This is a genomic window from Frankia sp. CcI156 (assembly GCF_001983015.1).
Classification (GTDB): Bacteria; Actinomycetota; Actinomycetes; order Frankiales; family Frankiaceae; genus Frankia; species Frankia casuarinae.
In genome coordinates, this window is sequence record NZ_MOMD01000032.1 from 1 (window position 1) to 13,087 (window position 13,087).

Annotated in this window: 10 protein-coding genes and 2 pseudogenes; 11 read left to right on the forward strand and 1 reads right to left on the reverse strand. The window is 68.7% G+C overall.

From position 1 onward, the window contains the following. The 10 genes and pseudogenes from CcI156_RS13005 to CcI156_RS26895 all read left to right on the forward strand — a co-directional run. A partial coding sequence (locus CcI156_RS13005; RefSeq protein ID WP_217697697.1) for a tyrosine-type recombinase/integrase occupies positions 1–1,171 on the forward strand: 1,171 nt, incomplete at its 5' end. Further along, positions 1,161–1,610, forward strand: a complete 450-nt coding sequence (locus CcI156_RS13010; protein ID WP_023841883.1) for a DUF6262 family protein — start codon at positions 1,161–1,163, stop codon at positions 1,608–1,610. The genes CcI156_RS13005 and CcI156_RS13010, both read left to right, overlap by 11 nt. Before the next feature lie 306 nt (positions 1,611–1,916). Beyond that, positions 1,917–2,408: pseudogene (locus CcI156_RS13020) on the forward strand (IS256 family transposase); the annotation flags it as partial. 28 nt (positions 2,409–2,436) lie between these two features. Next, positions 2,437–3,353: pseudogene (locus CcI156_RS13025) on the forward strand (IS5 family transposase). Positions 3,354–3,714: 361 nt separating this feature from the next. After that, positions 3,715–4,524 (forward strand): SAM-dependent methyltransferase, encoded by an 810-nt coding sequence (locus CcI156_RS13030; protein WP_076805925.1) that lies wholly within the window; start codon positions 3,715–3,717, stop codon positions 4,522–4,524. Between the two features lie 128 nt (positions 4,525–4,652). Then, a complete protein-coding gene (locus tag CcI156_RS13035) occupies positions 4,653–5,735 on the forward strand; it encodes a hypothetical protein (protein WP_254847404.1) in 1,083 nt (360 codons plus the stop codon). A 161-nt stretch (positions 5,736–5,896) separates the two neighbouring features. Next, positions 5,897–6,889 carry an ATP-binding protein gene (locus CcI156_RS13040; protein WP_235463223.1) on the forward strand — a complete coding sequence of 331 codons (993 nt, stop codon included), beginning with the start codon at positions 5,897–5,899 and terminating at the stop codon, positions 6,887–6,889. 17 nt (positions 6,890–6,906) lie between these two features. After that, positions 6,907–7,263: a hypothetical protein gene (locus tag CcI156_RS13045; RefSeq protein ID WP_023841889.1), complete on the forward strand. Its 357-nt coding sequence runs from the start codon at positions 6,907–6,909 to the stop codon at positions 7,261–7,263. Between the two features lie 201 nt (positions 7,264–7,464). After that, the gene (locus CcI156_RS13050; RefSeq protein ID WP_139341497.1) at positions 7,465–7,779 is read left to right on the forward strand and encodes a hypothetical protein; all 315 of its coding nucleotides are present in this window, start codon (positions 7,465–7,467) and stop codon (positions 7,777–7,779) included. A gap of 301 nt (positions 7,780–8,080) precedes the next feature. Then, the gene (locus tag CcI156_RS26895) at positions 8,081–9,667 is read left to right on the forward strand and encodes a helix-turn-helix transcriptional regulator (protein WP_254847405.1); all 1,587 of its coding nucleotides are present in this window, start codon (positions 8,081–8,083) and stop codon (positions 9,665–9,667) included. Here CcI156_RS26895 and CcI156_RS13065 read toward each other — a convergent pair. After that, positions 9,632–10,690 (reverse strand): NAD-dependent epimerase/dehydratase family protein, encoded by a 1,059-nt coding sequence (locus tag CcI156_RS13065; RefSeq protein ID WP_076805928.1) that lies wholly within the window; start codon positions 10,688–10,690, stop codon positions 9,632–9,634. The two genes, CcI156_RS26895 and CcI156_RS13065, sit on opposite strands and share 36 nt — an antisense overlap. Positions 10,691–11,826: 1,136 nt before the next feature. Between CcI156_RS13065 and fxlM the strand changes: the two genes are divergently transcribed. After that, a complete protein-coding gene (gene fxlM, locus CcI156_RS13075) occupies positions 11,827–13,053 on the forward strand; it encodes a methyltransferase, FxLD system (protein WP_076805933.1) in 1,227 nt (408 codons plus the stop codon). Positions 13,054–13,087: the final 34 nt, after the last annotated feature.

Consider the following 13,087-nt stretch of genomic DNA (forward strand, 5'->3'; position numbering starts at 1 on the left):
GCTCGGCACGCCCACGCCAGTACGCCACCTCGGTGACATCATCGGTGACAGACAGAACAGACACACCACCCAGGACACATCACCAGCGTCCTCGGTATCAGGAACTACACCCGACGTATCACGAAGAGCCCACAACCCCCCACCAGCATCCCGCGGACACTCCGCCCGAYTMCCGCCACARCCACGACACCGCCACACGGCGGAACCAGCCCCTCCACGCCATCGCCGAATACTTACGGTCGAACACCCCGACAACCTCGCCCGCTGGCACGACCCGGCCAGCCGCGTCGTCACCCTCATCCTMATCCACACTGGCCTACGCATCGGCGACGCACTGCAACTCCCGGTCGACTGCATCGTCCGGGACACCGACGGCGCCCCCTACCTGCGCTATCTCAACCACAAGATGAAACGGGAGGCGCTGGTCCCCATCGACGAAGAACTCGAAGCCGAGATCACCCGGCAGCAGCGCCGCGTCACCGACCGGTGGCCCGACACCACCCCGACGCTGTTTCCCAAGACGAAAGCCAACCCGGACGGCCGGAAACCACTCGCCAGCTCCACCTACCGCACCGCACTCGCCCGCTGGCTGACCCGCTGCGACATCCGCGACGAACACAACCAGCCAGCTCACCTGACCCCACACCAATGGCGCCACACCCTCGGAACCAGACTGATAAACCGAGACGTCCCCCAGGAAGTCGTCCGGAAAATACTCGACCACACCTCCCCAGAAATGACCGCCCACTACGCCCGGCTACACGACACCACCGTGCGCCGCCACTGGGAAAAAGCCCGCAAAGTCAACGCCCACGGTCAGGAAGTGACACTCGACCCGGACGGGCCCCTGGCCGAGGCGGCCTGGGCGAAACAGCGGATCTCCCGCGCCACCCAGGCGCTGCCGAACGGCTACTGCGGCCTACCGGTACAGAAAAACTRCCCGCACGCGAACGCCTGCCTGACCTGCCCGACTTTCCTCACTACCGCGGAATTCCTACCCGAACACCGCCGGCAGCACCAGCAGACCCTGCACATCATATCCGCCGCCGAAGCCCGCGGCCAGCAGCGCCTGGCCGAGATGAACCGCCGCGTCGCCGGAAACCTCGAGAAAATCATCACCGCCCTCACCGAAGACAGCAGGCAGAAAGACACGGTCGCCGATGCGTCCTGACAACACCGCCCCCATCACCGCCGCCGCCCGCCGCCGGCACGACCAGGCCCGCGCCCGCGCTACCCAGGCGCTGCGCGAGCTCGACCGCGCCGGCGCCCCCGTCACCTTCGGGTCCGCGGCAGCCGCAGCCGGCGTCTCCCGGTCCTGGCTCTACACCCAGCCCGACCTGCGCGCCGAGGTCGAACGCCTCCGCGCCGCCACCAGGCAGACACCATCCCCGCCCGTCCCCACCCGCCAGCGCGCCTCCGAGGCCGCGCTGCTCGCCCGGCTGGAAGCAGCCCTGCAACGGAACCGGGAACTCGCCGACGACAACCAGCGGCTACGCCGCCAACTCGCCCACGCCCTCGGCGACCAGCGAAAACCACCCACCGGACACGCGGACAGCCGACCACGCCGGAACATCCCAGAAAACTCTCCCACAACGATCGGACCGTGCTGAACAGCAGGAAACGATCTCGGGTGTTCGCGTCGACGACATCGTCCTCGACGCGAACACCCAGGTCACAGCCTTGATCAATAGTGAAGCTCAAGATAAAACCAGTCGTGACCCTCGCCCTCAATACCGCAGAACCGATCATCGAGGGCCACTACGGCCGCGCCGCCTTAGACGCCATCGGCTGCTGCCTCCTTATCGGATGGTCMCACATCGCGCCGGACGGGACTGTTTCAAGATCGGTGTTTCCGGCCCGACACGCCGGGCGTAGGTCCAGCGGGATGGGCACTGTGAGTGATGACATCGGGTGATATGACCCTCAGCAAGGAAGATCGTGATCGGGGGCGGCAGCTGTCGCCGGAGCAGGCTGCGGCAGCTGCGATGGTCGCCGATGCGAAGGCGCGTGGGCTGGCGCTGACCGGGCCGGACGGCCTGTTGAAGCTGTTCACCAAGACGGTGCTGGAAACGGCTTTGCGGGAAGAGATGACCGAGCATCTCGGGCACGAGAAGAACCGTGCCGATCCCGAACGGGACAGCGTAAACGTTCGGAATGGTAGCCGACCGAAGACTGTCGTTTCGGAGGCGGTTGGCGAGGTTGAGATCTCAGTTCCGCGGGACCGGGAAGGCACGTTCACCCCGCAGATCGTGAAGAAGCGGCAGCGGCGGCTTTCCGGTGTGGACGAGATCGTGCTGTCGCTGTACGCGAAAGGGCTCACGACCGGGGAGATTTCCGCACATTTCGCTGAGATCTACGGAACGTCGGTGTCGAAGGAGACGATCTCCCGGATCACGGACGCGGTCCTGGGTAGCTGTTTGGGATCTTGATGCTTGTGTGCTGAGTGTGGTCGCCTGGCTGGAGTTGGCGTGTTGGGATGATCGATGGCGGACGGTCGGGTCATGCCTCGGTCTGACCCGTATCCCTCCGATCTGTCCGACGCGGAATGGGCGTTGGTGGAGCCGTTGCTGCCGCCGGTGTCGAAGGACGGTCGGAAGGAGGCGYATCCCCGCCGGGAGATCGTGAACGCGATTCTGTATGTGACGCACTCGGGATGTACGTGGCGGTCGTTRCCGCGGGACTTCCCGCCGTGGGAGACGGTCTACGGTTTCTTCGCCCGCTGGCATGACAAGGGCGTGATCGCGCGGGTTCATGACGCGCTACGGGACATCTCCCGCGMGGTCGAGGGTAGGGACCGGCAGCCCACGGCGGGGGTGATCGACTCGCAGTCGGTCAAGGGCGCCCAGACCGTCGGTGCGGCGACCCGAGGCTACGATGCGGGCAAGAAGGTCAATGGCCGCAAGCGGTTCCTCATCACGGACACGCTCGGGCTGCTGCTGAGCGTGCTCGTGCTGCCGGCCAGCGTCCAGGACCGTGACGGCGGCAGACGGATCATGGTGGATCACTACTTCGACCACTGGAACTGCCGTCATCTGTTCGCCGACGGCGGGTTCGCCGGGCGTTTCGTCGACTGGGCCGGTGAGGTCATGAGAACCAGCGTCGACATCGTCCGGAAAAACCCTGGGCAACGCGGCTTCGAGGCCCTCCCGAAACGCTGGGTAGTGGAACGAACCTTCTCATGGATCACCGCCCATCGCCRGCTCGCCCGCGACTATGAAAGAAGACCGGCTATCTCCGAGGCATTCATCCGCCTCGCCATGATCCGAACCATGGTGAGGCGCCTTCCCCGCCAGCTCGCGAACAGCCACCAGACCATACCAGTCACTACAGAGAGTAGCCAACGCAAGATCTAAAACAGCTTCTCACTCCTGACACCCCACCGTAGGGAAACGATCACACTCCGGGAAGATAAGGGCTGGCAACGAGCGAAGAGATGGCCGTTGCCCTCGGTGTTTTCCCAGTTCAGGTGGGGTCGGGACGGGTGAACGGCTTCTTCGCGGTGAGGGGGATGACCACCTGACGCCGCTAGGACGATGGTGTAACGGTTCCGTTTTGCCTACCGTCAGCGAGGACCGTTCCCATGATGAGGATCGCCTGTTCGACACATCGTGACCACCCCACAGGGACCAGACCCGGCCCGGTCACACGGTCGGACCGGCCGCGTCAGCCGAGAAGCCGTGTCGTCACCACGGCGCGCTGGTCACGGGGGCAGTCGTGACGGACGCGCATGACGTCACCRCAGTGGGGGCCGAGGGACCGAACGTCGCACGGGTCTACGACTACTTCCTCGGCGGCGCGCACAACTTCCCGGCCGACCGGGAAGCCGCGGCGCAGGTCGAGCAGGCATGGCCGCAGATCCGCGACACCGCCCGGGTCAACCGGCTGTTCCTGGGCGAGGCGGTCCGCTACCTCGCCGGCGAGGTCGGCGTCCGGCATTTCCTCGACATCGGGTCGGGTATGCCGACGATGGGCAACGTCCACGAGGTCGCCCAGCAGCTGGCCCCGGACGCCCAGGTCGTCTACGTGGACAGCGACCCGGGCGCCGTCGCACACAGCCAGATCCTGCTCGCACCCAACCCGCTGGCCACGGCGGTGGAGGCGGATCTGCTCCGGCCGGACGAGATCCTGGACCATCCGCAGGTGTCCCGGCTGCTGGAGCGGGGGCAGCCGGTCGCGCTGCTCCTGGTCGCGGTCCTGCACTTCTTCCCCGACGACACCGGCCCCCGGCACCTGGTCTCCCAGCTGCGCGACGCCCTACCCGCGGGCAGTCATCTGGTCGTGACCCACGCCACCGGCGACGGCCAGTCCCCGCAGGTCACCGAAGCCGCCGAGGTGTACCGGCGCACAACCGCGCCGTTCCAGCTGCGCGACCGCACCGAGGTGCTGTCGTTCTTCGACGACTGCACGCTGGTCGACCCCGGACTGGTCCTGCTCCCAGGGTGGGAACACGACCGGCAGCGAGGCCGGTCGACGACGGTGGAGGGTCGGCTGCCGGTCTACGCCGGTGTCGGCCGCGTCCGGTGAGTCCGCGTTCGGGTTGCTCGACGTGCTGGAGTGACGGCGACGTCCGCGATCTGCTGTCCCACACCGACGGGTGGATCGCCGACRCGACCGCCCAGCGGTGGCCCCACAGCGAGGTGACATTCGGGGCGATGACCACGGCGGGCGGGGCGGTGTATCGCCAGGTCCGCGTCGGCGGGGTGGCGCTGTGCGCGACGGTCCGCCCGGCAGGCCGGGCGCTGTCACGCCTCGTCCGCGGCGACCACGGTGATCTCGCCACCGTGCTCGCCGACGCCGGCGCCGACGCGGCGACCGCGATCGCCGGCCAAGCCGAGCAGCTCACGGCGCTGGCGGCCTCCACCCGCCTGCGGGTGGCTCCCCCGATCGCCTGTACGGAGGGGGTGATATTCACCCCCTGGGAGGACGGCGCCACGCTGGCCGCCCTGCTCCGGGCCCGGCCGATGGAATTCACCGGGGTCGTGACGGCGCTGATGGACGACCTCAGCGACCTGCACCGGAATCCACCCGCGCAACTGTCCGAAACCGCGGCGACGACCCGCGCTCTCCCCCGGGTCGTCGCCGAAGCGTTGAGCCATCCGGTGGACCACCTCCACGCTAGCGACACGACAGCAGGCGAGATCGGAGAGCTCCGCGCGCTCGCGGGCAGCCTGTCAACGCGGCTCGGCCGGCTGGCCGCCCAGCTGGACCCGATAATGCTCAGCCGCGGCGGCATCGCGTTCGGGAACCTCAACCCACGCGGCGTCCTGTATCCCGACGGATCGTCACGGGCGGCACTGGTGTCYCCCGCGCTCGAACCCGGCGGAGACCTCGTGGACACCGGAACCCTGCTCGGCCATCTGCACCCGCTGATCCTCGGCTGCCCGACACCAGTCCGGACAGAACTCGTCGAAGGCGTCGAGGCGTGGCTGTCCGGCCGGCTGGCCGCCTGCCGCGACCAGTGGCGGGACTGGCTGCACGCCGTCCTGACCATCTGGGCGGCCACCGTCTACGACCAGGCGATCACCACGCTGACGCTGCCAGCGGTCGCCCTCCGGCTCGGCCCGACGGCGGCCGATCCGCCGGCCCCGCCGCTGGCGGCGCTGTCCGTTCTTGACGTACTCACCCGGGAGTTGCGCCGACGCGGCGCTGGTGCGGCGCTGAACGCCGCCCTCGCTGCCCTCGCCGACAGCCCGGCCGACCAACCGGCACGGCAGCTCGACTCCGCTGACCACTGATCACTTACCCGTTCGTAGACCGAAGGTGCACGTCCATGGCTATCAGCCTGAGCCGGCCACCGGGCAGCCGATCACAGTCCGCCCCTCCCGCGCCGCCTGTTTCCGCCCCCGCTTCTTCGCCCGGTCAGGATCGTGYCGTTCGCGGCCGATCCACCGACCCGTTGATCGCTCTCGGTCCGAAGGCGACCGCCCAGCCRCCCGAGCGTGCGTTCGAGCTGCTGCGCGGTAGCGCGGTGCGCCTCCTGGACCGGCACGTCCAACGCGACGGTGTGTGCGAGAAGTGTGGATGCGCCTGGCCGTGCCGCGTGGTGGTGCTCGCCGAGAACAACCTCACGCTCGTCCACGACGCCCCACCCGCCTCCGCCAGCGCCAGTCGCGCGGCCGTCCCACCACAGGCGGCGGCCGGCCGCATCTCGTCCCACCCGCCCGCGCCCCCTCGACGCGACGGCGAGAACAGCCGGGAGAGCCACATGACCACCGCCGTGGCCACCACCCCCGCCAGCGCACCCGAACCGGCCGTTCACCTGCTCCCGCACCGCGTCTGGAGCTACCCGACCAGACCCCAGTCCGCCAGCGCCGCCCGCCGCGACGTCACCGGGCAACTCCACCAGTGGGATCTTGACCATGTGATCGACACGATCACCCTGCTGACCTCGGAACTGGTCACCAACGCGCTCGCCTCCAGCCTKCGCGGCGATGATGACCTGACGTCCCAGATCGCGATGCGCCTGACCTACAGCGACCACCATGTGATCGTCGAAGTCTGGGACGGAGGACCAGGCCACCCAACCCGCAGGGCCACCAGCCCCGACGCCGAGGACGGCCGCGGCCTACACCTGATCACCGCTCTGACCCCGCGCACCGGCTACTACCAGGCCCGGGTCCACACCCCCGACGGCAGCCACCAGGAGCGAGGCAAGGTCGTTTGGGCCGCTCTACCCCACCACACCCCTCGTCCTCACCGCATTCCGACCGCCCCGACCGACGGCCTGCCGCGACGCGAACGCTTCGCCGCCCACGCCGCGACCCCGACCGCCCCGGACGTCTTCGACCTCGACCTGCTGCACCGGGTCCGCGACGGCCTACGCACCCTCGACACCCACCCGGCACGCCCCACGCCCACGGGCTCCGGCCAGCACGTCCCAGCCACCTGAACCGAGAGGCGAACGCCATGCCTGACCCTGCTACCAGCTCCTGCCCCTCSTGGTGCGAGCAGCCCGCCGGCCACCTCGACGTCATGCCCGCGGGCCCCGGCGACTACCACGTCTCCGAGTTCACCGTGATCGACCTGCCACCCATCCCCGGGGTCCGCGACCAGACAGCGATCCAGGTCTCGATCGAGCAGTACGTCACCGCGACGACCACCTACCAACCGATGATCTCCCTCGGCGCCGGAGAAGAGGACCCCGACAGCGAAGCCTTCACCCTCGACGAAGCCGACACCCTCGCCGCGACCCTCACCCGCGCGGTCGCTGCCGCCCGCAACGCCCAGACACAGCCCTCTCCAGAGTCGGACGACCGCGCGTGACACCCCCGTCGCGCGCCTGAAGGTCCACCGGCGCTCCCGGCAGCCGGACAGACAATAGCCAGGACACAGCGGCAYGCCGCCACTCAACCTGCACCCAACAGGAATCCAATCTCAGCGGATTGCCMCTTGCGATCAGCCCCCTCGGCCTCCTCCGGCGAGGCGTCCGCGCGACCGCAGACCCGCGATGACGAAACGGCCCGCATGTCACCTCGCCCCCGCACTGTCCCACCCGCACTCCGCCCGATCGTGCTGCTCGCCAGGATGCGCGAGATGCTCCCGCCAGCGCGGCTGGCGGACCTGCTCACCACCTTCGACCCGTCTGCCGCCCCGACGGCACCAGAATGGGCCGACCTGTGCTCGGCGCTGGACGCCTACGACCAGGCGGCACAGTTCGGTCTGAGCACCGAGGAGGCCCGCAACCAGGTCGACATCGCCGCCATGATCTTCCACGTGCGCTACCGCGGCGCTGAGCACCGACCGGGCAGTTGCATCCACGAGCGTCGAGCCGCCCGATAAACGTCCCGCACACCGCGACATCACCGCGAACCGCACCCCGTGACCTGGCGCCAGCGATGGCGAGCTCGTGCGTGTCCGTATCCGCCGCCTGCCACCGCGAACTGACGCGCCGCCCGGGACCGAACAGATCGCACCGCCTTACGTCATTTCCGCAGCTMAGGCCGCCTCTCAGCAGCCGAAGAACATGTTCGTGGCAGGGGGAATGACATGCACAACCGAAAGGCTGATCATTATGGTCGCGTGACTGCCCGGTGCAGCGGGCGGCGGACCGGGCGGCGCGGTGGTCTGGAGGGGATACGACGTGAGTAGGCACAGTCTGCGGGTGGAGCAGGACGAGCTGCGGGCGCGGATGCGCGCCGTGGGCATGTCGCACGACGAGATCGCCATCGAGTTCGCCCGCCGCTACAAGCTGCGCCCCCGCGCGGCCCACCGGATCGCGCACGGCTGGACCCAGCAACAGGCCGCGAACCACATCAACACCCATGCCACCCGCACCGGCCTCGACCCGGACGGCGCCGCACCCATGACCGCGCCGAAGCTGTCGGAACTGGAGAACTGGCCGCTGCCGAACAACCGCCGCCGACCGACCCCCCAGCTCCTCGCCCTGCTCGCCGAGGTCTACGACACCAGCGTCCAGAACCTTGTCGACCTCGACGACCGAGAACAGCTCACCCCCGCGGACCACCTCATCCTCAGCCAGACCGGCCAGTTTCAGCCCATATCCCCTCGAATACCTCTGACGCCTAGCCATCGTGGCCCCGTGAAGCTTTCCGGCCCGCCTGCGAGAACGGTACGGCCTGACGGGATCGAGCACCTATCAATACCGTACGTACCGGTGGAAATGGAGCGTGTCATGTCGGCTGCCAAGGAGTCAGGGGAGCATGCGATGTTCGCGGCGGCCGGAAGCCTCGACGAGAGTTCGGTGGAACAGCTCGCCGACGATGTGCGCCGGCTCGCGCACACCTACAACACCACCCCGCCCTTCCAGATGTTCACCGAACTGGCCAAGACCCGGAACACCGTGTACGCACTGCTGGAACAGACGAAACGCCCACGGCAGCTCAATGAGCTCTACGTCTTCGCCGGGCAGGTCTGCGGCCTGCTCGGCATCGTCAGTYTCGACCTCGGGTTCCCTGACKCGGGAGTCGAGAACGCCCGTGCGGCGTGGGYGTATGGGCAGATCGTCGACGATGACGGGCTGCGCTCATGGGCCCGCGCTGTCCAGGCCACCATCGCCTTCTGGTCGGACCGGCCCAGAGAAGGGATACGGCTGACGGCCACGGGCCTCGACCACGCCAGAGCGGGGTCCGGAACGGTTCGCCTGCACGCCGTGCAGGCCCGCTCCTACGCGATGATCGGTGCCGCGGACGAGGCGATGACCGCCTTGGTCGCCGCCCAGCGCGCCGCCGAGGCGGACGCCTCAGACGACCTTCTCGACAGTGTGGGCGGCGAGTTCTCGTTCGGCGAGGAACGCCGGCTCCTCAGCGCCGCCGCCACCCATCTCGCGCTCAGCCAACTCGACCAGGCTGCGCACGCGGCGTCCCAGGCGATCGACTTGTTCACCGCGATACCGATCGCCGACCGGTGGACACCAGGTGAGCACGGCGCCCGGATCGATCTGGTCGTCGCCCGAACACTGGGCGGCGATCTCGACAGCGCGCACGATGCCCTCGTCCCCGTCCTCGCGTTGCCGTCCGAGCAGCGCACGGGGCGCCTGACGGGGCGGCTCCACCGGCTGCGCCGGTCGCTGAGCCAGCCGCGTTACCGCGGATCTGCCGAAGCCGAGGACCTTGACGACCAGATCGAACACTTCGTGCGCGAGTCGGCCACCGCCATGCTGCCCCCGGGCACCTCACACCAGGCCCTTCTCGCCGGAGGCGGCCTGTGACCGGCACTCCCACAGGTCGACGAGGCGGCGCTCTCTGTCGGGGTCGAAACCGTGCTCGTCCTGACGTTCATGCCGGACCGGAGCGCCACCGGCCGCCAGCCACGCCCACGTGGCCAGGACCGTCTTCTCGATCGGCCGGCAACGCAGGCCCGCCGCCGCCGCGCGGGTCGCATCCAGGCGCCATGTCCCTGGCTGCACCCGCCACAGCGGGATCTCCGTCCACTGACGCACCCCCTGTTCGACCAACCAATCGGGTTCCGCCCAGACAACCTCGATCTCATCTGCGCCTCGGACGTCCCGCGTCGCCGCAGCGCACGCGTCCAGCATCCGGCCGTAGGTCGCGTGGCCGGTGGGCGCCGCGACGTTGAAGATGCCGCTGGCCGACCGCCCGATCAGGTCGAGCAKGAACGACGCGAGGTCACGCACGTCCACAGGCTGGATCGGCCTGTCGGCGGGTGCGGGGGCCAGCACCCGCCCGCCGCGCGCCATCCGCCGAAGCCACCACGGCAACCGTCCGACGTACTCGTACGGGCCGAGAACCACCCCCGGCCGCACCATGAGCAGCCGATCCGGGGAAACGCTCCGCCGGACCGCGGCCTCACACCCGGCCTTGTGGSGGCCGTACCGCACCGCGTCCCAGCGAGGATCTTCCACCACAAGATCGGGGTTTCCCGGATGTAGAGGTGAGGATTCGTCGACCGGGGACGCGGGCCAGTCGCGATACACCGAGACGGTCGACACGAACACGTACCGACCGGCCTGCGCGCCCAGAACCTGAGCGGCCAGGCCGACCGAGCGGGGCTCCGCTCCGCCGACGTCCACCACGGCATCCCACGGCCCCGCCGCCGCGAGGCGTTCAAGATCCTGGACGTCGGTTCGGTCGCCGCGCAACGGGTGGACCCCTGCGACATCCGGTCCGGACCTACCCCGGTTGAACGTCGTGACCGCCCAGCCACGGCCCACCGCGTCCTCAGCCAGGACACGGCCGACGAACCAGGTTCCTCCCAGGATCAGCAGGCGCATGGCGCAATCGTCTCAAAAGGACTTTCCTGTGCGGCCGGCGCTTCCGTGTGATCGTCGATGTCGCGGACACTGCGAAGGAGAGGCGACCTGCCGCCAGTCCGGACGCGGGTCGGCGGAGCCCCTGGCCCAACGCCGTAGCCGCCCGGCACATGTCGCCAGACCAAGGCGCAAGCGCACACCCAGCCGCCGCAGCCGAGGGCAGCGCGTGCCTGCCCTGACGCGGCAGACACCGGCAGTCGATCAGCTTCGGAGGCCGCAGCCTCCCGCTGCCGGCCGAGTCCGTAGCCGTCTGTCACCGACAGCCGTCCGCTCAGGATCAGCCGGGAGAGAGGCGCCGCGGGTCGCGCGAAGGAGCCGCATCGTCGGTGGAGCCGGACCAGACGCCGTCGGAACGCGGTAGCAGGTTCAGGTCGCCGTGGTCCCAGACAGGTGATCGAGGCCGAGGCCGGCGGGCCTGCCGAACGAATCGGCATGATCGCGCCGGATAGATGCACCCTGACACCACTGTCTGCGCAGGTCAGGTGTCTCTCGGGAGCCGAAGAGAAGCTTCGTCGTGGTGGGAATGACTTGCCCCCCGGGCTCCAGCCATCGTGGTGTGGCGCCATACGCGGCATCCACCGATCTTGATCGGTGYGCGGGCCGTACCACCCGAGGGAAGCGAGATGATCATGTCCTTGTGTCGCGTTCGCGCCCGGTCCGCGTGCGCGCGTCTCGCCGTTCCCCCCCAGCGCTGGGGCGACCGGCGTTCGCCGACGGCCAGCCCTGGCCGACCGGGGAGCCGCGTCGGGTCGATGGGGCCGGTACCGGCTTCGAGCACATCACCTGCACTACCTACGGACCCAGCGTGGCCGTGGCCGCGAAGCGGATGGCCGACCAGATCCGCCGGTKCGGCCGGGGCCAGCCGCATCTTCCCCGGCGCGGTACATCTTCCCGATCGAACCATTCGTGAGAGTCGGCGTCTGGAAGAGCTGGCGCTGGACAGGGGCGCAGTCGCGTCGTACTCACCCGGCCGTACTCGACATTGCCGCCGACACATCATCGGAGCATTCCCTTCACCTAGCTCATCGCCACTTCCATATTCTGGGTCAGAGGAGCGACCTAGACTGCCATTTCCCGTCTCATTAAGGTGTCGAAAAATGACTTCAGTCCAAGATTCGAGCGCCACCGACAGTGCGGCCACGTTGCGTGCCGCGATGGTGGACGAGCTTCGCACCACGGGGGACGCGATCAAGACTGGGCAGGTGGCTGCGGCTGTGGGCAGGGTGCCTCGGCACCTTTTCGCACCCGACGAACCGCTGGAGGCGGTCTACGCCGCAAACAAAGCACTTGTGATTAAACGCGATGGGAATGGTGCGGCGCTCAGCTCGCTGTCCGCCGCGCACATTCAGGCGGTCATGTTGGAGCAGGCCGAACTTGAACCGGGAATGCGTGTCCTGGAGGTTGGCTCGGGCGGCTACAACGCCGCCCTCATCCAGGAGATGGTCGGCGACGGAGGCTCGGTGACGTCCGTCGACATCGACCAGGAGATCGTGAGCCGGGCCCGCGCCTGTCTGGACGCGGCCGGCTATCGAAATGTTGAAGTCGTGGCGGCCGACGCCGAGGCCGGCGTACCCGAAAAAGCACCCTACGACCGGATTATCGTGACCGCAGGGGCCTGGGACATCCCACCAGCCTGGCAGGAGCAGCTCACGAACGGCGGCAGGCTCGTTGTGCCGCTCCGGCTACGAGGGCTGACCCGGTCGATCGCGTTCGACCGGGTCGACGAGGACGGTGACGTCGGTCTGGTCAGCCGCAGCTATCGCCTGTGCGGATTCGTCCCGATGCAGGGCATCGGGACGTTCCGCGAAAGGCTCGTCCCTATTACCGACGAGGTCGTGCTTCGGGTCGACGACCCGTCCCAGGAGTTCGACGTCGAGGGGCTGCGCGACGCGCTGGCCACGCCGAGGCTGGAACGCTGGTCCGGAGCGGCCTTCGATCTTCCTGACGAGTTGGAGTTCTTCCTCGTCACGAATCTGGCCCAGGTCGCGCACCTGCATGTGGACGAGACGCAGGTCCAGAACGGCCGCTTCGCGCCCTCGGCCGCCAGAGGTGTGCCCACGCTGGTCAGCGGTGGCAGTTTCGCCTACCGCACCAAGCGCCCGAACGAGAAGACCGGCGGATTCGAGAGCGGCGTCGTCGCGCACGGTCCCGACGCCGATCGCGTCGCCGAGCACTACGTGGAACTGCTCCGCCGGTGGGCCAGCGATCACCGCCGTTCCGGTGCCGCCCACATCCGATACGTCCCGAAGGCCGCGGGGACGCCGGCGCCGTCCGTGGGGCTGGTGCCGAAACGGCACGGCGCTRTCGCTGTCCGCTGGCCCTGAGTTTCCGCGCTCCCGAACGGATGCTCGGGAGCCG